This is a genomic window from Streptomyces sp. NPDC021019 (genome assembly GCF_044333295.1).
Lineage (GTDB): Bacteria > Actinomycetota > Actinomycetes > Streptomycetales > Streptomycetaceae > Streptomyces.
Map to the genome: position 1 here is coordinate 387,333 of NZ_JBIRQR010000001.1, position 26,345 is coordinate 413,677.

Here is a 26,345-nt window from a genome sequence, read left to right on the forward strand (position 1 = left end):
GTGGTGCGTCAGTCGTCGATCCCGCCGTCGACGGGCCGGATGAGCACCGGGTAGTCGGGCGCCCCGGCCGGCTGCGGACAGCGTGCCACGCGGGCCGCGATCTCGGTCACCCTTTCCAGGCTCTCGCAGTCGAGCACCCAGAACCCGGCGAGCAGCTCCTTCGTCTCGCTGTACGGCCCGTCCGAGACCACCGGACGGCCTTCGGCGTCGACGCTGACGGCCCGGCCCGAAGCGGGCTCCCGCAGCCCGTAGCCGGTGACCAGCTCGCCCGACTCGGCGAGGTCGTCGTTGATGCTGCCCATGTAGGCGAACATCTCCTGCATGGCCTTCTCGTCCCAGGCAGGGCTGTCCGCGGTGCCCTTGCCGGTCTGCGCGTCGTAGTCCGCCTGGCTGCCCTGGACCATCACCAGATACTTCATGACCGTCGCCTCCTGGTCGCTCGTTCGCTCGGTGGTGCTTCGCCTCTTACACAGGGGACGTCGAGGCCGGTGCGGGGTTCTCGACACCACGCGCGAAGTTCTTTCGGATTCACCCGCCGGAGGGGGTGCGGGGCGGGGGTCAGTAAAGTTCGGCAGCGTCGCCCCGCGCCTCCTGCCCCCGTCCACCCGCTGCCTCCTCCCGACCCTCCTCCCGACCCTCCTCTCCTCCTCCCGACCCTCCTCCCGCCGCGCCGAACGAGGTCCCGACCGTGTCTGCCGCCCCTCCCCCCGCTGCTCCCGCGCACCCCGTCTCCGTCGTGGGGATCGGCGCGGACGGCTGGCCCGGCCTGTCCGGTACGGCCCGCGAAGCGCTGCGGGAGGCGGAGGTGCTGATCGGCGGGGCGCGCCAGCTGGACCTCCTTCCGCCGGAGTGCGCCGGTGCCCGGGTGGCCTGGCCGTCCCCGCTGAGGCCGGCCGTCCCCCGGCTGCTGGCCGAGCACCGGGAGCGCCGGATCGCGGTGCTGGCGAGCGGGGACCCGATGTTCTACGGGATCGGGCGCGCGCTGGCGGAGGAGCTGGGCCCGGAGGGGCTGCACGTGCTGCCGCACCCGTCCTCCGTCTCGTACGCCTGCGCGCGTCTCGGCTGGTCGCTGGAGGACACGGAGGTCGTGACGCTGGTGGGCCGTCCGGCGGCGCGCCTCGCGGCGTCGCTGTACGAGGGTCGGCGCCTGCTGGTCCTGAGCGCGGACGCGAGCACCCCCGCGACGGTCGCCGCACTCCTCACGGAGCGCGGCTTCGGCCCGAGCGCACTGCGGGTGCTGGAACAACTGGGCGCCGAGGACGAGGCGTACGTGGACGGCGTCGCGGAGACGTGGGAGCACCCGCCGGGGGACCGGCTGAACGTCATCGCGATCGACTGCCGGGCGTCGGCGGAAGCGCTGCGGCTGGGCACGGTGCCCGGGCTGCCGGACGAGGCGTACGAGCACGACGGCCAGCTCACCAAGCGCCACATCCGGGCGGCCACGCTCGGGGCCCTGGCGCCCGCGCCCGGAGAGCTGCTCTGGGACGTGGGCGGCGGCTCCGGCTCGATCGCGATCGAGTGGCTGCGGGCGCACCCGTCCTGCCGCGCGGTGAGCGTGGAGCGGTCCCCGGTACGGGCGGAGCGGATCACCCGCAACGCGGAACGCCTGGGAGTCCCCGCGCTGGAGGTCGTCACGGGCCCGGCCCCGGCGTCCCTGGCCGAACTGGAAGCACCGGCCGCGGTGTTCATCGGCGGCGGCCTGACCGCGCCGGGCCTGCTCGACGCGTGCTGGGAGGCGTTGCGGCCGGGGGGCCGGCTGGTCGCGAACACGGTGACGCTGGAGTCGGAGGCACTGCTGGCCGAGCGGCACAAGGCGCACGGCGGCGAGCTGGTGCGCCTCGCGGTGGCCCACGCCGTCCCGGTCGGCGGCTTCACCGGCTGGCGCCAGGCCATGCCCGTGACGCAGTGGTCGGTAATCAAGCCCTCGGGTTCCGGGGCACGTTCGCACAAGGGAGATCGATCATGACGGTGCACTTCATCGGCGCGGGCCCGGGCGCGGCCGACCTGATCACGGTGCGCGGCGCCCGGATCCTCGCCGCCAGCCCGGTCTGCCTGTACGCGGGCAGCCTGGTCCCGGTCGAGCTGCTGGCCGAGTGCCCGAAGGACGCCCGCCTGATCGACACGGCGAACCTGGACATCGAGCAGATCACGGCCGAGCTGGTCCGGGCCCACGCGGACGGCCACGACGTGGCGAGGCTGCACTCGGGGGACCCGTCGGTGTTCAGCGCGGTGAACGAACAGATGAAGCGCCTGGACGAGGCGGGGGTCCCGTACGAAGTCGTCCCCGGCGTCCCCGCGTTCGCCGCGGCGGCCGCGGCCCTGAAGCGCGAGCTGACGGTCCCGACGGTCGGTCAGACGGTGATCCTGACCCGCGTCGCGCAGCGCGCCACGGCGATGCCGGAGGGCGAGGACCTGGCCACGCTGGGCCGCAGCGGCGCGCTGATCGTCCTGCACCTGGCGGCGCGGTACGTGGACCGGGTGGTCGACGAACTGCTCCCGCACTACGGGGCGGACTGCCCGACGGCGGTGGTGGCGATGGCGTCCCGCCCGGACGAGATCATCCTGCGGGGCCCGCTGGACTCGATCGCCGAGCAGGTGAAGGCGGCGGGGGTGATCCGGACGGCGGTCATCATGGTGGGCCGGACCCTGGGCGCGGAGCAGTTCCGGGACAGCTACCTGTACTCGGCGGGGCGGGACCGGAGGAGTGCTGGATTCCGGGAAGCCGGTGCGCAGGCGGGTACGTGAACGCGTGTCTATTCTCTGGCCGTGGGGCATCATGTCGGTTATGAAAAGGCCTCACCTGCCGACCACCGAGTCAGCTGTCTCCGCAATACGTGACATCGCGGAGGAACGTGGGCTGAGAGTTTCCGTCATTGACGACATCGGTGCGGACCAGACATCGCGCCGGAGTTCCGCTGCTCTGTTCACGGCCCTGGATCCGGATGGTTCGCTGCCGCACGAGGCATGTGTCGAGCTGGAGGGTTCTCCGAAGGTTTCCGTCCGGATCTTCCCGGAGGACGATGCGAAGATCACCGTCGACGGCGTCGATTTCCACGACGTTCCGCGTGACTCCGTCCCGGCGTTCCTGCGGGCCGTCTACGGCGGTCTGGCCCATGTGAAGGGGCGGTTCTTCCCTCCGGGCCAGTGGCTGGTGGTTCCGCTTCCCGGTGACGAGAGCTACAAGGAAATGATCACGGACGTCGCGCTCTCGCCCTGGCTGGTTGGCAGTATCCGGAAGTGACCCAGGAGCAGTGCGGAAGCGACTCCCCTTTTTTGCGCTGAGGGAACCACTTTCGACGGAAAGACCTGACGAGCTTGGGCTCAGACTTCTCGCTCTCGCAGGTCTTCCCGGACCTGCACGGTGTCGGGATGATCAGGCCCCAGGACCCTCTCGCTGTCGGCGAGCAGCTGCTCCATCAGCTCGATGGCGTTCTCCTTCTGCCCCGCCTCCCAGTAGCAGTCGCTGAGGAGACGGCGGAGGAGGAGAACGTCGGGGTGGTCGGCACCCTGGATGTGCTCGAAGTCCGCCAACGCCTGTCCCCCCTGGGCAATGGCCTCGTCCATGTTCCCCAGCTCCGCGTACGAGAAGGTGAGCGCGTAGCGGAGAAACGAGGTAGCCAGGTGGGCGTCGCCGAGTGCGGCCGTCACCGATTCTCCGATGTCCACGACGTCGTCGAACCTCTGCGCTTCGAAGTAGGCAAGGGCGAGATGGCTCTTTGCCATCAGGGTGAAAAAATCGGTGACGCCCAGTACGCGCGTGCGGTGCGCAACGACCTGTTCGTGGAGGCTGATCGCCTTTTCCAGGCTGCCGGCCTTCCTGTAGACGTCCGCAAGGCCGCTGCGGCTCTCCAGACTCTGGTGGTGGTCGGCGCCGAAGACGCGTTCGTAGTCAGCGACCAGTTCCTCTCCCAACCTGACCGCCTCCGCCTCCCGGTCGGCCTCCACGAGACAGGCGGCGAGCCTGGTCCGGGCCCTGAGGGTGTGGGGGTGGTCGGTGCCGAGGTGCCGCACGCAGTCGGCGACCGCCACCTCAAGGAGGGTGACTGCGGCCTCCTTCTGTCCACCGTCCCGATATTCGTCGGCCAAGGTGATGCGCGCGGTCACGGTGTCGGGGTGGACGGTGCCGAAGACCCGCTCGTGGTCACGGACGACCCGCTCCTGGAGGGCGATCGCATCCTGCGTCCGCCCTGCCAGGCTGTAGTACCCGCTCAAGGACGTGCGGGCGCTCAGCGTGTGCGGATCGTCGCCGCCCAGTGCGCGCTCGCAGTCCGCTACGAGATCCTCCCGGAGACGCACTGCCTCGTCGATGCGTGAGGTCACCCCGAGACATGTGGCGAGCAGATCCCGGCACTCCAGCGTGTCGAGGTGATCGGGGCCCTGCACGTGTGCCGATTCAGCGACCACCTGTTCCAGGAGGGACACCGCCTTGTCCGGCCGTTGCTGCATTGCGTAGCAGGTGGCGAGGTAGCCACGGCTCTTGAGCGTCTGAGGATGGCTTCGCCCCAGGACTCGCTCGCGGCCCTGGGCGGCGCGAGCCAACATCGCCTCGCCTGACGGCACGTCACCCTCGTAGATGTGGCAGCAGCCCAGATCGTGGAGGCTCTCCAAGGTGTCGGGGTGGTCGGCTCCCAGCAGTCGCGTGCGGTCGGCGACGACCCCGTCCAGGAGACTGAGGGCCCGGTGGGACTCCTCGCTTGCCATGAGCGCCGCCGCCATGCGGTGCCGTGCGTGGAGTGCTTCGGGCGTGTCGGGTGGGAACGTGGCCTCGTACTCGCGCGTGATCCCCTCCCACAACGGCAGCGCCGCGTCATCCAGGCGCTGTTCGTGGAGGCGTTCGGCGGCGTCGAGGTACAAGGGCAGGGCGGCGGTGTCGTCGTAGCCGTCCGGCACCGTGGAGACCAGTACCAGGAGGTGGGGCAGGCACAGGTCCCACGTCGCCTGCGGCGCCGGGCTCGCCGCACCCTCGGGATGCAGGGCGTGGCGCAGGACACGGGTCGCCTCGGCGCGCCCGCGCGCGGTGGGCAGGGACGTCAGCGACAGCCCGGCGGGATCCGGAGTGCGGCGCAGCGTGAGTTGCAGGAGACGGTGTATGCGCACCGCGGGGCCGGTCAGGTGGACGAGGTTGTAGGTCGCGAGGACGCCCAGGGCCTTGTTCAGCGTGCGTCCGTCGGGGCACAGGGGGGCGAGCAGCCCGCGTGGGCAGTCGTCGGGGGAGAGCCAGGCCAAGGCGTACAACAGAGTGATCGCCGCGTCGCTCTGCTCCTCGACGGCGGCCAAGGTCACGTTCCACACCCGTGCGATGGTGCGTTCGGGGTCGATGCCGGAAGCCGCCTCGTCCAGCATCAGCCCCAGGTCGTTGTAGAAGGAGACCAGGGTCGCCCCGGTCTGCCGCAGATAGGCGCCGGTCTGGTGAAGGGCGAGCGGCAGGTTGCCCAGGGCGGTGGCCAGTGCGCGGGCGTCGGCGTACTGGGGGCTGTGGCGGTCGGGTGACTCGTCGCAGGCGAGCTCGTGGAGAAGATCGGCCGCCGAGGTGTCGTCGAGCACGTCGAGGCCGACGGCCCGGGCGCTGGACCAGCCGTGGGCGCGGCGGCTGGTGAGCAGATGGTGGCCGCCGGTCAGTCCGCCCAGGTACGGTTCGGCGTCGCGCGGTTCGTCCACGTTGTCGAAGATCAGCAGCCATCCCGGGTGCCACTGCAGCCAGACACTTGCCCAGGCCGCCCGCGCCTCCACTCCGACGCCGGCCGCCCACTGGGGGTGCAGATGCGCGGTGAGGGCGGCCAGGGAGGCGTCGATCTGCGCCGGGGAGTCCGCGTTGATCCACCAGATCAGACCGTAGTGCTCCCGGTTGCGGTGCGCGTAATGGACGGCGAGGGTGCTCTTGCCGATACCGCCCATGCCGTGCACCACGTGGGAGCGGGTCTGCTCCACACCCTCGTGCGGCTTGAACAGTTCCTGTAACTGCGTCAGCTGGACGTCACGGCCGACGAACGCGCGATCCGGTGGGTACGGAAGATTCCAGAGGTGCGGAGGCGCGCCGACCTCCTTCGCGCTGTGGAGATCCTGCTGCGTCAGTACGGTGACGCTGACATGGTCACCGGTGTTGGTGAACCCCGAAAGCGCGTCGGCCGCAATGGATCGGGCTCCGGAGGCATGGTGCGCGCCCGAGGCGGTCATGACGAGGACGGCTCCGTCGTGTGGCGGCCGTGGACCGTGATGTGGGCCCCGTCGCCCGTGCTGACGACGCCGGTGCTTTCGCCGCCGACGGCCACCGACCGCTCCCCGGACGCGGTGACCGTCCGTGGGGCGCCCGCGAGCAGGTTCCTCAACTCCTCGACGAGTTGCGGATCCTCACTCATCGCGTGCCTGAGCTGGATGCGCAGGGCCGCAGCTCCGTCCTCGGCGGCAGGTCCGGTCGTCACCGCGTCCTCGACGGCCTGCTGCAGCATGGCGCGCCGCGTCGGCGAGATGCGGTTCCAGACCCTGAGAAGAATCTGCCGTCCAGCGTTCACCGTCGCATCGGCGGCCGCGTCCTCGGCGCGGGAGAGGACGTTGGCGCCGTATGCGGCGAGCGCGGCGGCCACGTACGGGCCCATCTGGTCAACTGCCTGGACGATCTCGGTTTCCACATCCGCCCCTGTGAATCGACATCCTGTATGTACCCCGAAGGGACATCACCTGCACCTGGTTCGGTTCCGGGCGCCGACAGAACAGCCGGCACCGTGGAACGGTCACCGCTGATGAGTCCGAGTGCCCGGACTGTCAGCGGGCCGCCGTCCGGCAGGCGGAAGGGGCGAAGAGGGAAGCGGATACGGAAGCGGACGTGCCCGTGCCCGGCGGCGAACACGTCGCTGCCGGGCACGGGCACGGGCACGGGTAGGGGCCAGGCCCCTGACAGACGCCTCGCGCGTCAGCCCTTGATCTCGATCTCGCCGTTCTTCGAGGCCGACGCGTCCGTCTCCGGGGCGTCCGGGGTCGCGGGGGCGGGCACCGTGCCCACGCGGCCCTTCAGGTTCTGGAGGAGGGACGCCATGTCCACGCCCGTCGTCGAGGTGAGCAGTTCCATGCCCTGTGCGACGTTGTCGGTGACCGTACGGGCCAGCTGGCTCGCGCCGTCCGTGGAGATGACCGTCATCTTGTCGATGGCGCTCAGCGGCTCGGAGGCCTTCGCCACGACGCTCGGGAGGACCTCGACCAGCATCTGGAGGACGGCCGCGTCGCCGTACTGCGCGAACGCGTCGGCCTTCTTCTGCATGGCCTCCGCCTCGGCCGCACCCTTGGCGGCGATCGCCGCGGCGTCCGCCTCACCCTCGATGCGGACCGCGTCGGCCAGCGCCGAACGGTGCAGCTTCTCGCCCTGACCGGTCAGGCGCGAGCGCTCCGCGTCGGCCTCGGCCTCCTTGACCTGGGCGATGCGGCGGGCCTCCGCCTCCTGCTCGGCCTGGTAACGGGCGGCGTCGGCGGGCTTACGGACCTTGGTGTCCAGCTCGCGGTCGGTCAGCGCGGCCTGGCGCTCGGCGACCTTCTCCTGCTCCTGGAGCACTTCCTGCTGGCGGGCCGCCTCGGCGAGCGGGCCGGCGGCGTTGGCCTTGGCGGCCGCGGCTTCGGTCTCGGCCTTGATCTCGGCCTGCTTCAGGTAGTACGTCCGCTCGGCGATGGCGATCTCCTCGGCCGCCTTCAGCCGGGCCTGCTCGGAGGCCCGCTTCGCGATGGCCTCGGCGATGTCCGCCTCCTGCTTGGCGCGGGCGGCCTCCGGGCGGCCGAGGTCCTCCAGGTAGGAGCCCTCGGTGGTGATGTCCTGGATCTGGAAGGCGTCCAGGATCAGGCCCTGGCCGGAGAGGCTGGCCTCGGCCTCCTCCGCGACCTGCCCGGCGAACGCGGCCCGGTCCCGGATGATGTCCTCGACCGACATGCGGCCGACGATCGCGCGGAGCGCGCCGGAGAGCACTTCCTGGGTGAAGCCGACGATGCCGTCCTGCTGCTGGAGGAAGCGCTGGGCCGCGGCGCGGATCGCGTCCTCGCTGCCGCCGACCTTGACGATCGCGACGCCTTCGAGGTTCGACTTGACACCGCGCAGCGTCACCGCGCCGCGCACGGCGATCGGGATGTGCCGGCTGGACAGGTCGAGGGTGAACTTCTGCTGGACGAACGGCACGACGAAGACGCCGCCGCCCACGACGACCTTCTGGCCGCTGTTGTCGATGCTGGTCTGTCCGGTGACCGGGTCCGTCGACTTCTTGCCGCGGCGGCCGGTGATGATGAACGCCTCGCTGGGCCCTGCCACCTTGTAGCGCGTGATGACGACGAGGCCGAGCAGGACGAGGAGTACGACGATGCCGATGACGGCGATGACTACTGGACTCATGTGATGTGTCCCCCCTGCCTCCCGTGGGGGACGGCAGATTGTTGTGGAGCGGGGTGGTGCTGTGGAGTTGACCGGTGCGGTGTGCCGCGTAACGGTGGGTCGGCAGTGTGGATCAGGGTGGTCGCGTGGTCAGCGCTCCACCGGGCGGACCGCGACCGACGTGGTCGACAGTGCCTCTTCCACCCAGATCTCGGTGCCGCGCGCGACGGGCGCGGCCGACTTGGCCGCGTACTTCACGGGCTGACCGCCCAGTCGCAGCAGCACCTCGCCGTAACCCTCGGCCGGGATGGCCGTCACGACGGACCCCGAGGTGCCGATCAGGTCGGAGCCGCGCGGGGTGGCGTCCGTCTGGTCGCGCATCAGGGCCTTGCTGAGTTTCCAGGTGAGCCAGGCCGCGACCAGGCCGGCGGCGACGCCGATGGCCGTGGCCACGAGCGTTCCGGCGCTCGTCGAGCCGAGCACGATCGCTCCGCCGAAGCCGAGCATCGAGAGGAAGCCGGCGATCACCGGAAGCGACAGCAGGCCGTCGAAGAGGCCGTCGAGCACACCGTCGAAAAGCCCTTCGAGGATCCCGCCGAAGATCAGTGAGAGCGCGAGCAGCACGATCCCCGCAATGCCGAGACCGAGAAAGATGGTCACGCGATCACTCCCCTCTTGCTGCTGCCGACTTCCCCCGAACGTTTTCCGTCGATCTGGCTGGATGATCCCATACAGCACCTACTTCGGTCACTGCCGGATTCCGGCAATCTTTATGCGGCTTTGATGCCGGACAGGTGGTCGGTGAGCGTGGTGAGCGACTGGAACGTCGCACCGAGCAGGGCCACGTGCTTCCAGCGCAGGACCCCGTCCGGGCCGATCAGGAAGACCGCCCGCCGCACCCCGATGCCCGGCGCGGAGACCCCGTACGCCCTGGCGGTCTCCCGGCCCTCGTCGGCCAGCAACGGCATGCGCAGCCCGAAGGAGCGGGCGAACGACTCATGGCTGTCCACACCCTGTGGACTGATTCCCCAGACGTCGGCGTCGAGGCCCTCGAAGGCCTCCATGCCCGAGGAGTAGGAGCACAGCTGCTTCGTGCAGACGCTGGTGTTGTCCCCGGGGTAGAACGCCAGCACCACGGACCGGCCGCGGGCGGTCGACAGCCGGTAGTCGGCGCGCTCGAAGTCGTCTCCCGAAAGGACGCCGCCCGGGAGGGTGAAGTCCGGTGCGGCGCGGCCGAGTTGGGGGCCTGATGCCATGGGAGGCTCCTTCGCTGTCGTATACGGGGATGGCGCCGGGGGCACGGATGGTTCCGCGATCGTGACCGTACAGTGGAGGGCACCCCGCCCCCGGCCGGGCCGGGGGTCCGGCGGCCCCGTCGACGGCGATCCTTGGATCCGGCGGTCCGTACGCCCATCCGGAGCGGCCCGGGCGTCGAATACGGGGCGAGGGGGCTGCGCGCCCCGCACCCGCACCTGGAGGTACGCGTGGCCCAACGACCGCCGTCGGCAGCGGTTCTCGTCCTGCACGGGGGCCGCGAGAGCGGTACGGGCCCCCCGCCGTCGGGGCTGCTGAATCTGCCCGGTACCCGGATGCGCCCCTTCGTCCGTGCCGTCTCCCGGGCCGCCCGCGCGGCCGGCGACGACGTGCTCGTGGCGCGGGTGCGGTACGTCCACCGAGGGTGGAACGGCGCCCGCGCGGACCCCTTCCACGACGCCGTGGCCGCCCTCGACGCGCTGCGGGAGGAGGCGGGCGAGGGGCTGCCGGTGGTGCTCCTGGGGCATTCCATGGGGGCGCGCGCCGCCCTCCGCGCCGCCGGGCACCCCCTGGTGCGGGGCGTCGTCGGGCTCGCCCCCTGGTGTCCGCCGGGGGACCCGGTCACCCAGCTCGCGGGCCGTGACGTCGTCCTCGTCCACGGCAACCGGGACCGGATGACCAGCCCCCAGGCCAGCCAGTCCCTCACCGCGCGGGGCCGTCGCGCCGGAGCCCGTAGCTGCATGGTCACCGTTCGGGACGGCGACCACGCCATGATCCGCCGGGCCGCCGCCTGGCACCGGCTCACCACCGCGCTGGTCACCGGACTGCTCGGTTCCGGCAGTCTGCCGGGCCCGGTGGCCGAGGCCCTCGCCCTGCCTCCCACCGCCGAGGCCACCGAGGGCACCCTCGACCTGGACGCCGATCTCGGGTCCGGCCGCGGCTTCGGCCCGTTCCAGGACCGGGCGGGCGCCCGGCGCTGACCGGCCGCGCTGCGGATGCGGTACGGGAGCGGGCGACCGACGATGGAGGACCGGGAGCCGGGGGCCGGGACCCGGAGCTGGGGCCCCGGAGCCGACGACGGCGGGAGGCATGCTCTTGCGGGCCGACACGTGCGACGACGGGATGCCGTCGTCCTTCCACCCGGGGACCGTCGCGGCCCTGTTCGACGGGAACCCGGCCGCGGTCGCGGTCCTCGACCACGATCTCCGCTACACCTACGTCAACCCGGCCCTCGAACGGCTCAACGGCCTCCCCGCAGGCTCCCACCTCGGGCGGGTGTTCTCCCAGGTGCTGCCCGGGCTGCGCGGTCAGGCCTCCGTCCTGCGCGCGGTCCTGGCCGACGGAAAGCCCCGCGAGGAGACGCTTCACGGGCAGACCTGGGCGGCGGACGGGGCGGACGGCGCGGACCAGCGGTTCTGGCGTGCCACGTACAGCCGGCTGGACGCGGACGGGGCGGCGTGCGGTCTGATGGCGATCGTCGTCGAGATCACCGACCTCACCCGCCAGCGCGAGGAGCTGGCGGAGGCCCGCGGTCACATCGCCCTCCTCAGCACCGCCGCCGTCCGGATCGGCACGACGCTCGACATGGACACCACCTGCCGGGAACTGGCCGCCTTCGTCGTGCCCGACTTCGCCGACGTCGCGGCGGTCGACGTGTTCCCGTCCGAGGTGGGCCACTCCGTACGCCGCCCGGAACGCGGCGTCGTACGGCTCCGGCGGGCCGCGGTGCGGGGCGACGGCGAACTCGACGAGCAGGTGCAGCGGTTCGGACATCCCGGGGAGTACGTCGACTTCGCGGCGGACTCCGCGGTGACCCGCTGCCTGACGGAGAACGAGCCGGTCCTCGACGACTGGGAGGACCACAGCAGCGGGCGCAGCGTCGTCACCGCGGACCGGATCAGCGCCTCCCGGGCGCTCGGGCTGCGCGAGGCGCTCGTCGTCCCGCTCACCGCCCGCGGCCGGCCGCTCGGCGCGCTCACCCTCGTCCGGGCCGACGGCTCACCGGCCTTCGGCGACCAGGACGTGACCGTCGCCCGCGAACTCGCCGTCCGGGCGGGCGTCGACCTCGACCACGCCCGCCGCTACGACCACGAGCACAGCATCGCCCGCGAACTCCAGCGCTCCCTGCTCTCCGAGCCCTGGGGCCCCCACCCGCACGTCGAGATCGCCACCCGCTACCGCCCCGCCGACGAGGGCGTCCTGGTCGGCGGCGACTGGTTCGACGTCGTGCCGCTCCGGGACGGCCGCCACCTCAAGGCCATGGGCGACGTGATGGGCCACGGGGTGGAGGCGGCCGTCGCCATGAGCCAGTACCGCTCGCTGCTGCGACTGCTGGCGGGGGAGGACCTGCCGCCCCACCAGATCCTGGAGCGGCTCGACACCATGGTCGAGCGGTCGGGCCTGGACCGGGCGGCGACCTGTCTGCTCGCCGTCGTCGACCGGTTCGGCGGGGTGTGCGAGGTGGCCAGCGCGGGCCATCTGCCCCCGGTCTTCATCGACCCGGATCCCGCCGGGGCCCGGGTCGTGCCGGTGCCGGTGGGGCCGCCGCTCGGCACCGGGTTCGGCGGGTACCGGGCCGCGCCCGTGCCCTGCGGCCCCGGGACCGTGCTGTTCATGTACACCGACGGACTGGTGGAGCGCCGGGGCGAGGACATCGACGTGTCCGTGGCGCGGCTGGCCTCGCTGACCCTCCCGCCGGGCGGGCATCTGGAGGACCTGCTGGACCAGGTGCTGGACCGGTTCGGCGAGGACGCGGAGGACGACATCGCCGTGCTGGCCTCCCGGATCCGCGAGGGCCCGCCGGTGGTGCGGCCGACCCCTCCGGAGTGACGAGTGGCCGAAGGGGCGGACCGGGCTGCCGCTGCTCGGGGCCGTTCCCTCGGCACCGCACCGTCGGAGGTCGGCGGGTGGCTGTTCAGTGGCCCGAGGAAGGGCGATCTCCGGCCCCGCGGGCGGAGTCGGCGTCGGGTCGGTGCTCGGGCCGGAACGCCGGGCCCGTGCTCAGGCCGCTTCCGGGTTCTCGCGGCGCCGGCCGCGCAGTTGACGCAGTACGAGGGCGGCCGAGGTGATCAGCGGCAGCAGCCCCGCCACCGCGTCGGCGGTGTTCAGCCTGTCGTGCGAGCCCTTGGCGCGGCGGACCTGCTTGGACGCCCTGATGACCGCGAGCGCGCTGCTGCCCAGGCTCAGCACGAGCCCGGCCTTGCTGCCGCGCAGGCCCTTGGCGGGCGCGGACCGGTTCTTCGCCATCGGAGGTACCTCCAGCCTGCGGGCCGCCCCGTTCGCGGGCCGCCCTCCCCGTACACGTAACCGGGTGTCCGCCGCCCCCGCAAACGGGACGTCCCGCGTGGACGCCGCGCCGGGGCCGTCCCGCCGTGGCGCCCCCGCGCCGTCCCTCGTTCACCCCACGTCCGCGCGGGGGTCGTCGCGCCTTGCGAAGGTCTTTGCGGAAGACCATCACGCGGGAGGGGACGGCCATGGACAGATCGAGGGCGAGGGCACGGATGCCACGGAGTGGGGCGCTGTTGCTGGCCGGTGCGCTGGCGGCGGGCACGGTCGTGGCCGGTGCGGGCACGGGAGCCGCCGCGGACCCGTGTACCGGGAGCGGGCCGCTGCCGCGCGTCTGCGCGCAGCCGGGGGACCTGATCGACGTCCGGCTCGGCGAGCTGCACCCGACGCAGGCCGTCCTCGGCTTCGACCAGGTCTTCTACAAGCTCGGCCGGTACGGCGGCGACCGCGACGAGGCGGCGGGCGACGTCAACAAGCGGTTCGACGACTGGTGCGAGACCAACGGCCAGGAGGAGGCGGCCGCGGCGGGCCCCGGAGCCCGGCTGGACGACCCGTCGAGCTTCTCCTGCACCGTCCCGGTCGGGCAGGAGACGGCCGGGACGGTCGAGGAGATGAAGACGGCCGTCGTCGGGCCGGGCGGCAAGCTGTACCTCACCGACGGGCACCACACGCTGACGTCCTTCCTGGAGGGCCCGGACGGCTCCGCCGACCTGCGCATCCGGCTCCGCGTCACCGACAACTTCAGCTCCCTGTCCACCCCGGCCTTCTGGCAGCGGATGGCCGAGCAGAAGAAGGTGTGGCTGCGCGACGAGAACAACCGGCCGCTCGGCGTCGACCGGTTGCCGGACCGGCTCGGCATCACGCACTTCCGCGACGATCCGTACCGCAGCCTCGTCTACTTCACCCGGGACATCGGTTACGAGGTCCCGGACGGGGCCACGGAGTTCCTGGAGTTCTCCTGGGGGGCGTGGCTGCGCGGCGAGCACGACACGAGCGCCTACGACCTGACGGCTCCGGACCCGTACCTCGACCTGGTGAAGGGCGCCTCGAAGTCGATGGCGGCCCTGGACGCCGGCGCGGTCGTCGACGACGGCAGGACCGCCGCCCAGCTCGGCCGGATCGACGCGTGGAACGGCGGCAAGAAGGAGACCGGCGGGGAGTTCGCCAAGCTGGCCAGGCCGCTGAGCGACCCCAAGCCGGGCAAGCTCGCCGAGGCCCTCGCCTACAAGGCCCGCGTCCTGCCCGCCCCCGTCTGCACCCGCACGGTCACCGGCCCCCGCAACGGTCCGCTGACCGTCACGAGCGGCGTCACCTGCCTGGACCGAGCCGCCCAGCGCGGCCCGGTCGTCGTCCGCCCCGGAGCGGCGCTCGTGGTCACCGGCTCCACGCTGGACGGCCCGCTCCAGGCCGACCGGGCGGCGGCGGTCCGCCTCTGCGGCTCCCGCGTCGAAGGACCGGTCTCCGTGAGCCGCACCGCCGGTCCCGTACGGTTGGGGGGTCCGGGCTGCACCGCGAACACGGTCACCGGCCCCGTCGTGCTCACCGGCAACACCGGCGGTGTGCTGCTCGCCGCCAACACGGTCACCGGCCCGCTGGTGTGCTCCGACAACCGGCCGGGCGTGGACGACACGGGCCGTGCCAACGACGTGGGCGGACCGCGCACCGGGCAGTGCGCCGCGCTCTGACCCGGTGACGCCGGTCCGGGCGCCTCCGGATTTCCGGACTCGGACGCACACGTACGCCACCGTCGTCGCCGCGCCCGGACCGCGCCCGCGCTCCCACTCGATGTACCGCGCCGGTATCAGTCCGGCACAGAGAGCTCCGAGGAAGCCCCACCGCTGTCCGGTCCAGTCGCCCGCCGCGGCGAGGCCGATACCGGGCATGCCCGCCAGCAGGACGCTGCGCGGCTGGAGGGCGTCGGTGACGGTGCGCGCCACGGAGGCCGTGCGGGCGGGGCGATGGGTCTCCCCTGGCCGGTGGTGGCGCCGGTCACGCGCTCGTCTCCGTCGTGCGGATGGTCTCGGCCGTCGCGGCCGCGAGGACCGCGCGGGCGCGCTCCTCGTCGACCGTCCGGTACGCGGCGGCGACCCGGACCAGCCGGGCCACCTCGCCGTCCTGGTCCGCCGCGTGCTGCGCGGCGACCGTCGCGGCCGCTCCGGCGGGCGCGCCGGAGGCCTTCGCGAGCAGGGCGGCCCGGATCCAGTAGGCGTCCGTGAGGGACTCGGCCAGGCGCGGGTCGTCCGTGTCGTGGGCGGCGGCCCCTTCGGCGGCGGCGAGCAGTCCGTCGGGCACGTAGTGGCGCAGCTTCTCGGCCGCGTCCGCGATGTCGGCGGCCCAGCGGTCCACCCGCAGGTCGGCCGGGACGTTGAACCGGGTCAGCTCGCGGGCCAGCGGGGCGGGCGGGTCGAACGGCTGGTCGGGGAACGCGGCCATCAGCTCGTACCAGAGGGAGTGCAGCCGGACCTGCGCCCGCCACAGCCGGGCCCGGCGGGCGCCGGCCGCGAAGGCGGGGACGGAGGCGCCGAGGGCGAAGAAGGCGAACAGCACCAGCTGCGCGGCCTCGGTGACCTGGTCGAACCGCAGGGCGAACGTCTCGCTCGGCTCGTCCACGACGCTGATCCACAGGAACAGGGTGCGGCTGACGGTGTAGCCGACGCCGATGAACATCGCGAACGTCATCATCCCGAGCCCGATGCGCAGATGGCGGCGCCGGGTGTCGAGGGTGGCCAGCGCCCACTGGAAGGCGCACACGGCGGACGCGGCCCCGAGGTAGAGGTAGAAGACGCTCATGTAGAGCGTGGCGCCCCACTCCCCGGCGTGGTCGGAGACGAAGCGGTCCGAGGGCTCGGAGCGGTCGACGACGGTGAAGAAGAGGACGGTCAGCAGGATCAGCGTGGCGACGGAGGCCTTGGCCGCCAGCTTCTGGACGAGCCGCGCGAACCGTACGTGGCGGGGGACCGCGCCCGCTTCGGGGTAGCTGCCGTAGATGGCCACGATGTAGCTGAGGATGGCCAGAATTGCCACGGTGGCGGTGTAGTGCTTGATGAGGACGGCGAGGTCGGTGACGGCGCTGTTGTTGAGGCCGATGCGCACCGCCTCGGTCTTCGTCCACAGGGCGATGGCGAACCCGGCGTAGCAGCCCCACAGGGCCCGGCGTCTCCGGTCCTCCTCGTCGCCCCACAGGGCGGCGGGCATACGCCACAGGGCAACGGCCGTCATCAGGCCGGCTATCAGGTAGCCGGCGAGATCGAGGGGGGTCACGGCGGTGTTCGTCCTCGGGTCGGGAGCGCGGGGCGGGGGCCCGCGGGCGGTCCGGTGGCACGTGTCAGGCGTCGCCGGACCGTCTTCCGGGGAAGAGGCCGCGCCGTCGGTGGGCCACCGGGCGGGACAGGGAGTTGTCCAGCCGTCCCACCATGTCATCGGTGGTGAGATCCCGCGCCATCCGGGGGATCAGGGAGGCGCCGAATTCGGCCATGCGTTCGTCATGGGTCGCGTACTGCGCGCGGGCCTGGACGGTGCCGCCGCCGGAGGCGAAGGACGTGGCGGCGGCCGGGGAGATCATCCGGGCGATCAACGAGGTGTCGAAGACCGGGAGAAGCGTCCGGAGCTGTTCCGCGTCGAGCGTCGTCCCGTGGTCGAACCACTCGTGGCACAGCTCGTGCAGGATCACGTGCTGGGTCTGGTAGGCGGTCGGCCGGCGGCGGTAGAGGACGAGGCTGGTGCCGCCCGCCTTCAGGCGCAGGCCGCAGGCGGCGTTGACGCGGGCGAGGCGGTCCGGCATCTCGTGCAGCCGGATCGTGCGCCCGCTCGCCTCCTCCATGTTGGCGACGAGCTGGTCCAGCGTGAAGGGAACCGGGATGGGCAGGTCGGCGAGCCCGGCCTCGCACTCTTTCCGCAGTTTCCGCAGGGACATGACCAAGACGCTACGCTGCCGGGCCCGCCGGGCGGTGGTTCGCGGCGGAATCGTTGCCGCCGCTTTCCCCTTCGGGCCCGTCCTTCTCCCGGGCGGCGTCCTCCAGCAGGGACAGGGCGAACCGCAGCAGTTCGGGCGGGAGCCCGTCGTCGTCCAGGCCCCGGCCGGCCAGGCCGCTGATCTCCCCGGTGCGCCGCTTGGCCAGGAACTGGAGTCCGGCGACGACGTCGTCGACGACCTCGGACTCCTCCTTGAAGAAGCGCCAGTCCACGCCGAACCCCAGGCCGAGGGCCTTGAGGATGTCCTCGGAGGGCTGGGTCACCTTGCCGGCCAGGATGTTGGAGAAGTAGCTGTGCGACAGCGAGCCGCCGCGGTCGCGGACCAGCTCGGCGAAGACCCGGCCCGAGATCTTCTGGCCGGGGAAGGTCTTCTCGACCATGTACTCGACTTTCTCCCGCAGCGAGCCGAGGCGGGGAAGCTCGTCCGGGCCAAGGGGTTCGACGGGTTTCGGACCGCGTTCGTCGCCGTCGTCCATGGCCATCCGGGCCTCCACGATCACCTCGGAGTCGGAACTGAGCTTGCGCAAACACTCTACGTCACTGTTAACTCGAAAAAACACGGGCAGGGGACCACGAGGGGAGTCCCTTGCCCGTGAACGATCCTGTGCCCCGCGGTGCCCGGAGCGGGCTCCGGACAGGGGTGTAGCCCTTCACGACGGGGGATGCGTGAAGGGCTACGCGTGCATTATGGCCCCACGGTCCTCCCGGCGACAACTGACCGGTCGGTCAGTGATTCATGGGGGCGGGTCCGCCGCGTCCCTGCCGGTGGCCCGAATCTGTTACGGCCGCGATAGACATGACCTTGCCGGGCTATTAGGGTTTCTTGTGCAGTCACGTGAAACAGGTGTACGCAGCAGAGGCGCACCCCGCAGGCGTACGGCGCCCGGCTCCTCCGGTCGCGCGTGACGGAAGAGGTGCAGATGCCCCCGGAGGCCCCCTCGTATGCCACCGCCCGGCTCGACGACGACGATTACCCCGCCTACACGATGGGGCGAGCCGCGGAGATGATCGGTGCGACGCCGGGGTTCCTCCGGGCGATCGGCGAAGCCCGGCTGATCACTCCGCTGCGGTCCGAGGGCGGCCATCGCCGCTACTCCCGCTACCAGTTGCGCATCGCCGCCCGCGCCCGCGACCTGGTCGACGCCGGCACGCCCATCGAGGCCGCCTGCCGCATCGTCATCCTGGAGGACCAGCTGGAGGAGGCGCTGCGCCTCAACGAGGAGCTGCGCGGCCGGCCCGCCCCCTCCGGCGGTCCCGCCGAGCGCTGACGGGCGCCGCGCCGCAGGTCACGCGGGGTGCCGCGCACCCCCAAGCGGATATCTGCATTCGTCAGCACAGAATTTCGCGCAATGCGCGATGAGGCTTTTCTCTTCCCGGTCTGTTCCGACACGGCCGGTGATATTAGGCACCCGCCTCTCCCGGCCCCATCGTGCTAGTGTTGATCTCAGTTGCAGTTGTGGTTCCCAAAAACTTCAAGTGTTCTTGCCGGTCGGATGTCGGCGGGCACACTTTTGTATTTCCGGTGTACTTCCGGACGGGGTAATCATCGCGGCGACGTGGGGTCCGCACAGTGTGGACCCGCGGGCTCTGCCCCTAAGGAGATATGACATGGCTACTGGCACCGTGAAGTGGTTCAACGCCGAAAAGGGCTTCGGCTTCATCGAGCAGGACGGCGGCGGCGCCGACGTCTTCGCCCACTACAGCAACATCGCCGCCTCCGGCTTCCGTGAGCTGCAGGAGGGCCAGAAGGTGAACTTCGACGTCACGCAGGGCCAGAAGGGCCCGCAGGCCGAGAACATCACCCCCGCCTGATCACTCAGGTAGTACTGCGCAGCTGGGGCCCGCACCTTGGGGTGCGGGCCCCGGCTCGTTGTCGTTTCCGGGGCCCGCTCTGCGCGCCCCCCGACGGAGCCGCGTCCGGTGCACTGTTTCCCGGCGGCCGGGCTTCGTTTTCTTTTGTCATTTCATCGGCTCGTTCTTGCGATTCTGGGTGCCGTTCACGGTCGCTTCCCGAAAAAGAATCCCTCGATACGTGCCCCATCGAGGAAAGGTTCCGGATGAACCGCGAACGCACCCCCCGCTCGAACGACCGATTCTCCCGCACCCGCTCCGGCGGTGGCGCCCCCCGCTACTCCGGTGGCGGCGGCGAGCGCCGCGCCGCGGGCTTCGGCGGCGGCCCCAAGCGCTCCGGCGGTTCCGGCGGCTCCGGCCGGTCCGGCGGCTACGGCCGCCGCTCCGCCTCCGGCGTCAAGGGCGAGTTCGCCCTGCCGGTGACCGTCACCCCGGCCCTCCCCGCCGCCGAGACCTTCGGCGAGCTGGAGATGCCCGCACCGCTGAAGGCGGCGCTGGTCGCCGAGGGCATGACCGTGCCCTTCCCGATCCAGGCGGCCACCCTGCCGAACTCGCTGGCCGGCCGGGACGTCCTGGGCCGCGGCCGCACCGGCTCGGGCAAGACGCTCGCCTTCGGTCTCGCGCTGCTGGCCCGCACCGCCGGCCGCCGCGCCGACGCCAAGCGCCCGCTCGCCCTGGTCCTCGTCCCCACCCGGGAGCTGGCCCAGCAGGTCACCGACGCGCTCACCCCGTACGCCCGGTCGCTGAAGCTGCGCATCGCCACCGTGGTCGGCGGCATGTCCATCGGCCGCCAGGCCAGCGCGCTGCGCGGTGGCTCCGAGGTCGTCGTCGCGACGCCGGGCCGCCTCAAGGACCTGATCGAGCGCGGCGACTGCCGGCTGGACCGGGTCACCATCACCGTCCTCGACGAGGCCGACCAGATGGCCGACATGGGCTTCATGCCGCAGGTCACCGAGCTGCTCGACCAGGTGACCCCGGACGGGCAGCGGATGCTCTTCTCGGCCACCCTGGACCGCAATGTCGACCTGCTGGTGCGGACCTACCTGAAGGACCCGGTCGTGCACTCCGTCGACCCGTCCGCCGGCGCCGTCACGACGATGGAGCACCACGTCCTCTACGTCCAGGGCACGGACAAGTACGCCACCACGACCGAGATCGCGGCCCGCGACGGCCGCGTGATCATGTTCCTGGACACCAAGCACGCGGTGGACAAGCTCACCGACCACCTGCTGCACAGCGGGGTGCGGGCGGCCGCCCTGCACGGGGGCAAGTCCCAGCCGCAGCGCACCCGCACCCTGGAGCGCTTCAAGACCGGGCACGTCACGGTGCTGGTCGCCACCAACGTCGCGGCGCGCGGCATCCACGTCGACAACCTCGACCTGGTCGTCAACGTGGACCCGCCGAGCGACCACAAGGACTACCTGCACCGCGGCGGCCGTACCGCCCGTGCCGGGGAGTCCGGCAGTGTCGTCACGCTGGTGCTGCCGAACCAGCGCCGTGAGATGACCCGGCTGATGGCGGACGCCGGGATCACCCCGCAGATCGCCCAGGTCCGCTCCGGCGAGGCCGAGCTGAGCCGGATCACCGGCGCGCAGGCGCCCTCCGGCGTCCCGGTCGTCATCTCCGCCCCGGCCAAGGAGCGCGGCAGCAGCCGCGGCGGCGCGTTCATGGGCCGCGGCACCAAGCGCGGCGGCAGCGGGGCTCCGGCCCGGGGCCGCCGTCCCGGTGTGCCGACGCCCGAGGCCCGTGCGGCCGCGACGCAGCGCCGGAACAACCGCGCCGCGTGATCCGTGCGGCCGGCGGTCCGCCGCCGGCCGCCCCGCACGCCCGGCGATCCCCCGGCCGGCGCGTGCACCGGGCCCCACGCCCGGGCTCCCTTACGTCCCCTCCGTGCACTCGACACGTCCCCCGTGCACTCGACCCCTGTTGAGGAACCATGCGCTGTGTCATCGCCCGCTTCCCCTTCGATCTGTTCAAGAACGAGGTGGAGGACTCGATGAAGGGCATCAAGCCCGAACCCGTCACCGGCGACGCGGTGGTCATCAGCCGCCGGGTCTACCCCGTCAAGCAGGTGGGTGAGGTCATCACCCGCCAGGACCGCCGGGACTTCAGCTCCGCCGAGGTGGTCCGGGCGCTGTCGAAGCTCGGCTTCACCTGCCGCACCGCCGAGTCGGCGGTGCCGGCCCCGGCGCCCGCCCGCACCCCGCTGGAGACGGCCTCCGCGCTCCTGGGGACTCCGGCCGAGGCGCGGAGCGAGGCTCCCGAAGCGGTGTCCGCACCCCGGGCAGACGGGGTCTGAGACCTGTTTCCCCGCCCCGCGACGCCGACTTCGGGTGTCGCGGGGCGTGCGATGATCGCCGCCATGATGAGGAAGCTGACGGTGTTGGGCGTGACCGTGGTGGCGTGCATGCTGCCCGTCTCCGCCGCGTACGCCGACGAGACACACACCAATGCTCACAACGGCCCGCAGGTGGCCCTGATCTCGACGGGCCAGATCGACGATCCGCTGGAGGACGTGCTGGAGCACGTCGCGTTCCTCGGCCACAACATCATCGTGGACTGAACCTCCCCCGGAACCTCCCCCGCTCCCGGCCGTTCGGCGTCTCAGGACGCGTGGGCGGCCGGTGGTCTCTGCCGGGCCCACTCCATGCGCGGCTCCAGCAGCGGACGCAGCAGCCACCGGACCGGGGGCGTGCAGAGCAGGGTCATGATGACGACCGCGCCCAGGGTGACGGCGACCGTGCCCATCGTGGTGTCGAAGAACGGGTCGTCGTAGAAGCCGCCGTACCGCAGGCCCCGGACGACGAAGCCGTGGAGCAGATACCCGTACAGCGTGCAGGTGCCGAGCGTGGTAATCCAGCCGCGGCCCCTGGGCACCCAGGCGAGGAAACACGAGCCCAGCACGATCGCGGCCGCGAACAGCAGGAGCGTGGTCGTCGGGCCCGTCCACTCGGAGACGCTGAGCTCCTCGGTGCTGTTCTTCCGGAAGAACCACGAGGTCGACGTCCGGGGCACCAGCCAGTACGCCAGCAGCATCCCGGCCACGAACACCGGCACGGAGGCGATCCGCACCCAGGTGGAGCGGAGAGCCGTGAAGTGCTCCGGGCGCAGCCGCAGGCCGAGTACGTAGAACGGCAGGAACTGCAGGATGCGCTGGATCTGGAGGCTCCCGTCGGCGGCCGGTGACACCGTCGCCAGGGCGGCGAGGGCGAGGGAGACCAGTACGGGGAAGCGCACGGTCTGCCAGAGCGGGGTGGACAGCCGCCAGAGGAACAGGGCGGGCAGGAACCACAGCAGCCAGTAGGGCTCCAGCAGCGAGAAGGCGAACTCCGGGTCGCGGGTCGCCCGGTGGAAGAGCGTGTAGAGGATTTCGAGCAGGACGTAGGGCACCAGCAGGCTGGTGACCAGTTTCCACACCCGGTTCGGCCGCAGTTCGAAATTCCGTGAGAAATAGCCCGCTATCAGGATGAACACCGGCATGTGGAACGTGTAGACGAAGGTGTACGCCGCTTCCACGAGGCGGCCGGGAGGCAGGGGCTCCCACGCGTGCCCGACCGCCACCAGGACGATCGCCAGGTACTTCGCGTTGTCGAAGAAGTGGTCACGGCCGTCGGGCGGTGGCGTTCCGGTCGCCGGGGCGCCGGCAGCGGCGGTGGGGCGCGGCTGCGCGGAGGTGAGGGGGGAAGACATCCTGACACCCTAGAACGCGGAGGCGTTCCCTCCGGCCCCTATGGCGTGCGTCACTTCGGATCGGGTGGCCCGGGCGGCTTCGCGCCGCCACGGCGGCCGGACGCGGCAGGATGCGGCCCGGGGAACTGGTCGAGGGCGGTCCTGGGGTGGTCCGGGAGGGCCCCGGGGGTGGCCCCAGGGGTGGTCCGGGGGGTGGCCCCACCTCGGTCCACCGGGCTCCCGTATGGGCATAGCGTTTCGGCTCAACAAGGCTGGTTCCATGACCACTTGGACCCGCAAGGCCTTACTTCTCACCGTCTCCGCCGCCGCCGCGGCCGGCACGCTGACCGCCGTCGGCGCACCCGTGGCGCACAGCCGCCCGGTGGGCCCCGGTCCCGCCGTGCCCCCGCTCAGCTGGAGGGCCTGCGACCCGGTTCCGGGGACGACCCTCCCCGACGGGCAGCAGTGCGCGACGCTCCGCGTCCCCCTGGACTACCGCGTTCCCGGCGGGCGCACCGTCGACGTGGCGGTCGCCCGGCTGCGCACCGACCGGCCCGAGGCCCGGCGCGGCACCCTGCTGGTGCTCGCCGGCGGCCCCGGCGGCTCGGGGGTGCAGCGTCTCGCGCAGAAGGGCGAGGCGCTGCGGACGGCGACCGAGGGGGCGTACGACCTGGTCGGCCTGGACCCGCGCGGGGTCGGCGGCTCCACCCGGGCCGGGTGCGGAATCCCCGAGGCGGACCGGCACCTGGTGACGCTGCGGGCCTACCCCGCGCCGGACGGCTCGATCACGGAGAACGTCGAGCGTGCCCGCCGCACCGCTGCCGCGTGCGCTCGCGACGGCGGTCCGGTGGTGAGGTCCTTCAGTACGCCGAACCAGGTCCGCGACATGGACCGGCTGCGCGCCGCGCTGGGCGAGCGGAAGCTGTCGGTCTGGGCCCACTCGTACGGCAGTTACGCCGGGGCCGGGTACGCGCAGGAGTACCCGCACCGCGTCGACCGGCTGGTCCTGGACAGCACCGGCGACCCGGACCCGACGCGGGTGGCGTACGGCTGGATGGCCAACGTGGGCCCGGGGGTCGCCCTCCGCTTCCCCGACTTCGCGGCCTGGGCGGCGGACCCGGCCCGGGAGGCCGAGGGGCTCCGGCTGGCCCGGCGCGCCGAGGACGTGGAGCCGCTGTTCCTCGACCTGGCCGGGAAACTGGACCGGGACCCGCAGGAGTCGGAGACCCCTGGTGTCCCACTGACCGGGAACCGGCTGCGCCAGGCGCTCCAGAACGCCCTGATGAGCGACCGGACGTTCGCGTCCCTGGCCCGGCTGATCCGGTCGGCGCGGGACCCGGAGGCCCGTCCCGTGCTGCCGCCGGAGCTCGCGGGCGCGCTGCCGGACGAGGACGCGGCGCTGACGATGGCGGTGGTCTGCAACGACGTGCGCTGGCCGGGCCCGGACTCCGGGTACGCCCGTCGGGTCGCCGCCGACCGCGCGCGGTACCCCCTGATGGCCGGGATGCCCGCGAACATCTCCCCGTGCGCCTTCTGGAAGCACGACGAGGAGCCGCGTCCTCCCCGGATCACCGACGAGGGCCCCTCGAACGTCCTGATGATCCAGAGCCTGCGCGACCCGGCCACCCCGCTGGCCGGGGCCCTGAAGATGCGGGCGGCGCTCGGCGATCGGGTCAGGATGGTCACGGTCGGACAGGGCGGGCACGGGATGTACCTGGGCAACGGCAACGCCTGCGGTGACCGGGTGGTCAGCGACTTCCTGGTGACCGGGAAGCGGCCGGCCCGGGACGCCCACTGCCCGAACTGAACCGGCGCCCGATGGGCGCAGAGGGTGTCATAGCGGCTGATTTCGGGGTGTTCCTTGCTATACACGAGCGATGGAGCACCCCGGGACCCTCGTCCTGATCATGGCCCTGGCGGTTCTCGCCCCGTTGCTCGGTTACGCGACCGGGCGGTGGCTGCCGGTCCCCGTCGTCATCTTCGAGATCGTGCTCGGTGTCCTGGCCGGGCCGGACGTGCTCGGCTGGGCCCATCACGACCAGGTCATCGACACCCTGGCCGACCTCGGGCTCTCGATGCTGATCTTCCTCGCGGGTTACGAGATCCGGTTCGCCGAGGTCCGCGGCTCCACCCTGCGCCGGGCCGGCGGGGCGTGGGTCATCTCGTTCGCCGCCGGGCTCGGCGTCGCGCTGCTGCTCAGCGGGGCGGACCTGGCGAAGAGCCTGGTCATCGGCACCGCGCTGACCAGTACGGCGCTGGGCGCGGTGCTGCCGATCCTGCGGGACTCGGGGCGGCTGGAGGGGCGGTTCGGGTCGGTGGTGATGGCGTTCGGGTCGGTCGGGGAGTTCGGTCCGATCATCGCGATGGCCCTGCTGTTCAGCGGCCGGAGCCCGGGTGCGGCGGGGGCGGTGCTGGCCGTGTTCGCGGTCGTCACGGCGGGCGCGGTGTTCTGGGCGATGCGGCCCCGGCCGCCGTGGTTCGCCCGGCTCATCGCCGTGACCCTGCACTCCAGCGGCCAGTTCGCGGTCCGCTTCGTGATGCTGCTGCTCGCCGGGATGCTGGGCCTCGCCCACGTCTTCGGCCTGGACACCCTGCTCGGCGCGTTCGCCGCCGGGATGCTGACCCGGCTCGTCCTCCAGGGGGCGGTGCCCGAGCGCAGCGGGGAGATCCTGGAGCGGATCGAGGCGATCGGTTTCGGCTTCCTCGTGCCGTTCTTCTACATCGTCACGGGCATCGACTTCGACCTCGCGGCGCTCCTGGACGGCGGGCGGCCGCTGCTGCTCCTGCCGGTCTTCCTGCTGCTGTTCCTGCTGGTGCGCGGGGTTCCGGCGTATCTGCTGGCCCCGCGCGACCTGACGGGGCGTGCCTCGCGGTCCGCGCTCGGGCTCTTCGCGTCCACCTGTCTGCCGCTGGTGGTCGCGATCACCGCGATCGGCCTGGACGAGAAGGTGATCGGTGCGGGCGAGGCCGCCGCCCTGGTCGCCGCCGCGATGGTGTCGGTACTGGTGTTCCCGCTGCTGTCGTTCCGGCTGCTGCGCCGGGAGAAGGGCGACGAGGGCAGGACCGTGCCGGGCCGGACGGCGGAGACCGGTGAGGCATGGTGAGGCCTCGTTCCGGCTGAGGCGTCCCCATCGGTGACCTGTCACCCGAACGGCCCGCTCCTCTGCGAAGCCGGAGGCCGGACCGCAGGGTGGAGTGCATGTGGTCCCGCCGAATCGTCCTGGGTGCTCTGGTCCTGCCCCTGGCCCTCCTGGTGTTCGGGGACGGCCCGGCGTTCCGCGCGCCGGGGCCGGAGCTGGCCTCCGGGCCCCGACCGCCGCGCGGACTGCCGCAGCCGGCCGTCGTCAGCCGCCGGGAATGGCGCGCGGACGAGGAGCTGGTCCGGGAGGGGCCGCACTACACGGGCGCGGCGCGGGCGGTGTTCGTCCACCACACGGGCAACACCAACGACTACGACTGCGCGGACGCGCCCCGTCTGATCCGGGCCGTCCTGGGCGACCACATCCGGCAGGACGGCTGGGACGACATCGGCTACAACTTCCTCGTCGACCGCTGCGGCACCATCTACGAGGGCCGCGCCGGCGGAGTCGGCCGCTCGGTGCTCGGGGCCCACACCAAGGGGTTCAACACCGACACCGTCGGCATCGCGGCCATCGGCGACTTCCGCGCGGGGGCCGAGGTCCCGAAGCCGATGATGGACGCGCTGGTGAAGCTGGCCGCCTGGAAACTGCGGCCCGGGGCGGATCCGCTGGGCAGGGTCGACCTGGTCTCGACGAACGACGAGAGCCGCTTCGACGAGGGCCAGGTGGCCCGGCTGCACGTCATCTCCGGGCACCGCGACAGCTTCGAGACCCGCTGCCCCGGCGACGCGCTCTACGGGCTGCTGCCCGAGCTGCGGGAGCGTGCCGCGAAGCTGCGCGCCGCCGCCCCCGGACACTCGGCGTCGGCCCGGCTGCGCCCGTACGTCTGAGCC

The 26,345-nt window shown here is 72.2% G+C and carries 25 protein-coding genes and 1 pseudogene; 14 read left to right on the forward strand and 12 right to left on the reverse strand.

What is annotated here, in order from left to right:
- Positions 1-8 precede the first annotated feature (8 nt).
- Positions 9-419, reverse strand: coding sequence for a YciI family protein (locus ACH4RG_RS01730; RefSeq protein ID WP_018960806.1), 411 nt, complete (start codon positions 417-419; stop codon positions 9-11).
- Between the two features lie 269 nt (positions 420-688).
- Here ACH4RG_RS01730 and cbiE point away from each other — a divergent pair, with 269 nt between their 5' ends.
- The 3 genes from cbiE to ACH4RG_RS01745 are packed head-to-tail and all read left to right on the forward strand — an operon-like array spanning position 689 to position 3,241.
- Positions 689-1,966, forward strand: a complete 1,278-nt coding sequence (gene cbiE, locus ACH4RG_RS01735) for a precorrin-6y C5,15-methyltransferase (decarboxylating) subunit CbiE (protein WP_398538948.1) — start codon at positions 689-691, stop codon at positions 1,964-1,966.
- Positions 1,963-2,745 carry a precorrin-4 C(11)-methyltransferase gene (cobM, locus tag ACH4RG_RS01740; protein WP_398538949.1) on the forward strand — a complete coding sequence of 261 codons (783 nt, stop codon included), beginning with the start codon at positions 1,963-1,965 and terminating at the stop codon, positions 2,743-2,745. The genes cbiE and cobM overlap by 4 nt, the downstream gene beginning before the upstream one ends.
- Positions 2,746-2,785: 40 nt before the next feature.
- Positions 2,786-3,241, forward strand: coding sequence for a hypothetical protein (locus ACH4RG_RS01745; RefSeq protein ID WP_397919274.1), 456 nt, complete (start codon positions 2,786-2,788; stop codon positions 3,239-3,241).
- An 80-nt stretch (positions 3,242-3,321) separates the two neighbouring features.
- Here the strand turns inward: ACH4RG_RS01745 and fxsT are convergent, their stop codons facing one another.
- From fxsT to ACH4RG_RS01770, 5 genes are all read right to left on the reverse strand, one after another.
- Positions 3,322-6,174: an FxSxx-COOH system tetratricopeptide repeat protein gene (fxsT, locus tag ACH4RG_RS01750; protein WP_398538950.1), complete on the reverse strand. Its 2,853-nt coding sequence runs from the start codon at positions 6,172-6,174 to the stop codon at positions 3,322-3,324.
- On the reverse strand, positions 6,171-6,626 hold the full coding sequence (locus tag ACH4RG_RS01755; RefSeq protein WP_397918527.1) for a hypothetical protein: 456 nt from the start codon (positions 6,624-6,626) through the stop codon (positions 6,171-6,173). Before ACH4RG_RS01755 ends, fxsT begins: the two co-directional genes overlap by 4 nt.
- Before the next feature lie 281 nt (positions 6,627-6,907).
- Positions 6,908-8,362 carry a flotillin family protein gene (locus ACH4RG_RS01760; protein ID WP_397918526.1) on the reverse strand — a complete coding sequence of 485 codons (1,455 nt, stop codon included), beginning with the start codon at positions 8,360-8,362 and terminating at the stop codon, positions 6,908-6,910.
- A 129-nt stretch (positions 8,363-8,491) separates the two neighbouring features.
- Positions 8,492-9,001, reverse strand: coding sequence for an NfeD family protein (locus ACH4RG_RS01765; RefSeq protein ID WP_397930639.1), 510 nt, complete (start codon positions 8,999-9,001; stop codon positions 8,492-8,494).
- Positions 9,002-9,111: 110 nt separating this feature from the next.
- A complete protein-coding gene (locus ACH4RG_RS01770; protein WP_398538951.1) occupies positions 9,112-9,597 on the reverse strand; it encodes a peroxiredoxin in 486 nt (161 codons plus the stop codon).
- A 228-nt stretch (positions 9,598-9,825) separates the two neighbouring features.
- On the opposite strand from ACH4RG_RS01770, the gene ACH4RG_RS01775 reads away from it, so the two are divergent.
- Together ACH4RG_RS01775 and ACH4RG_RS01780 are read left to right on the forward strand one after the other, a co-directional pair.
- Positions 9,826-10,575 (forward strand): alpha/beta family hydrolase, encoded by a 750-nt coding sequence (locus ACH4RG_RS01775; protein WP_397918523.1) that lies wholly within the window; start codon positions 9,826-9,828, stop codon positions 10,573-10,575.
- Between the two features lie 109 nt (positions 10,576-10,684).
- On the forward strand, positions 10,685-12,424 hold the full coding sequence (locus ACH4RG_RS01780) for a SpoIIE family protein phosphatase (protein WP_398538952.1): 1,740 nt from the start codon (positions 10,685-10,687) through the stop codon (positions 12,422-12,424).
- A gap of 171 nt (positions 12,425-12,595) precedes the next feature.
- Here the strand turns inward: ACH4RG_RS01780 and ACH4RG_RS01785 are convergent, their stop codons facing one another.
- Positions 12,596-12,841, reverse strand: a complete 246-nt coding sequence (locus tag ACH4RG_RS01785) for a hypothetical protein (protein WP_397918521.1) — start codon at positions 12,839-12,841, stop codon at positions 12,596-12,598.
- Positions 12,842-13,068: 227 nt separating this feature from the next.
- Between ACH4RG_RS01785 and ACH4RG_RS01790 the strand changes: the two genes are divergently transcribed.
- Entirely contained in the window at positions 13,069-14,565 is a 1,497-nt protein-coding gene (locus ACH4RG_RS01790; protein ID WP_398538953.1) for a ParB-like protein, read from the forward strand.
- 78 nt (positions 14,566-14,643) lie between these two features.
- On the opposite strand, the pseudogene ACH4RG_RS01795 reads toward ACH4RG_RS01790, so the two are convergent.
- The 4 genes and pseudogenes from ACH4RG_RS01795 to ACH4RG_RS01810 form a co-directional block, all read right to left on the reverse strand.
- Positions 14,644-14,873, reverse strand: a pseudogene (locus ACH4RG_RS01795) (hypothetical protein); the annotation flags it as partial.
- Complete coding sequence (locus ACH4RG_RS01800) at positions 14,870-16,141, reverse strand: MAB_1171c family putative transporter (RefSeq protein ID WP_397918519.1); 1,272 nt, start codon at positions 16,139-16,141, stop codon at positions 14,870-14,872. The gene ACH4RG_RS01800 and the pseudogene ACH4RG_RS01795, both read right to left, overlap by 4 nt.
- Positions 16,142-16,205: 64 nt before the next feature.
- Entirely contained in the window at positions 16,206-16,793 is a 588-nt protein-coding gene (locus tag ACH4RG_RS01805; RefSeq protein WP_398538954.1) for a toxin, read from the reverse strand.
- Between the two features lie 10 nt (positions 16,794-16,803).
- Positions 16,804-17,379 (reverse strand): hypothetical protein, encoded by a 576-nt coding sequence (locus ACH4RG_RS01810; RefSeq protein ID WP_397918517.1) that lies wholly within the window; start codon positions 17,377-17,379, stop codon positions 16,804-16,806.
- Between the two features lie 393 nt (positions 17,380-17,772).
- Here ACH4RG_RS01810 and ACH4RG_RS01815 point away from each other — a divergent pair, with 393 nt between their 5' ends.
- The 5 genes from ACH4RG_RS01815 to ACH4RG_RS01835 all read left to right on the forward strand — a co-directional run bounded on the left by ACH4RG_RS01815 (position 17,773) and on the right by ACH4RG_RS01835 (position 21,266).
- On the forward strand, positions 17,773-18,120 hold the full coding sequence (locus ACH4RG_RS01815; protein WP_398538955.1) for a MerR family transcriptional regulator: 348 nt from the start codon (positions 17,773-17,775) through the stop codon (positions 18,118-18,120).
- Between the two features lie 340 nt (positions 18,121-18,460).
- Positions 18,461-18,664, forward strand: coding sequence for a cold-shock protein (locus tag ACH4RG_RS01820; protein ID WP_015609674.1), 204 nt, complete (start codon positions 18,461-18,463; stop codon positions 18,662-18,664).
- 245 nt (positions 18,665-18,909) lie between these two features.
- Positions 18,910-20,490, forward strand: a complete 1,581-nt coding sequence (locus ACH4RG_RS01825; protein WP_397918515.1) for a DEAD/DEAH box helicase — start codon at positions 18,910-18,912, stop codon at positions 20,488-20,490.
- A 149-nt stretch (positions 20,491-20,639) separates the two neighbouring features.
- Entirely contained in the window at positions 20,640-21,002 is a 363-nt protein-coding gene (locus tag ACH4RG_RS01830) for an SCO5918 family protein (protein WP_219611204.1), read from the forward strand.
- 51 nt (positions 21,003-21,053) lie between these two features.
- Positions 21,054-21,266 (forward strand): hypothetical protein, encoded by a 213-nt coding sequence (locus ACH4RG_RS01835; RefSeq protein ID WP_397918514.1) that lies wholly within the window; start codon positions 21,054-21,056, stop codon positions 21,264-21,266.
- A 41-nt stretch (positions 21,267-21,307) separates the two neighbouring features.
- Here the strand turns inward: ACH4RG_RS01835 and ACH4RG_RS01840 are convergent, their stop codons facing one another.
- Entirely contained in the window at positions 21,308-22,393 is a 1,086-nt protein-coding gene (locus ACH4RG_RS01840; RefSeq protein ID WP_398538956.1) for an acyltransferase family protein, read from the reverse strand.
- A gap of 259 nt (positions 22,394-22,652) precedes the next feature.
- Here ACH4RG_RS01840 and ACH4RG_RS01845 point away from each other — a divergent pair, with 259 nt between their 5' ends.
- From ACH4RG_RS01845 to ACH4RG_RS01855, 3 genes are all read left to right on the forward strand, one after another.
- Positions 22,653-24,179 (forward strand): alpha/beta hydrolase, encoded by a 1,527-nt coding sequence (locus ACH4RG_RS01845; protein WP_397918512.1) that lies wholly within the window; start codon positions 22,653-22,655, stop codon positions 24,177-24,179.
- 70 nt (positions 24,180-24,249) lie between these two features.
- On the forward strand, positions 24,250-25,476 hold the full coding sequence (locus ACH4RG_RS01850) for a cation:proton antiporter (RefSeq protein ID WP_397930618.1): 1,227 nt from the start codon (positions 24,250-24,252) through the stop codon (positions 25,474-25,476).
- Positions 25,477-25,571: 95 nt separating this feature from the next.
- A complete protein-coding gene (locus ACH4RG_RS01855) occupies positions 25,572-26,342 on the forward strand; it encodes a peptidoglycan recognition protein (RefSeq protein WP_397918510.1) in 771 nt (256 codons plus the stop codon).
- The last annotated feature ends 3 nt before the right edge of the window (positions 26,343-26,345 follow it).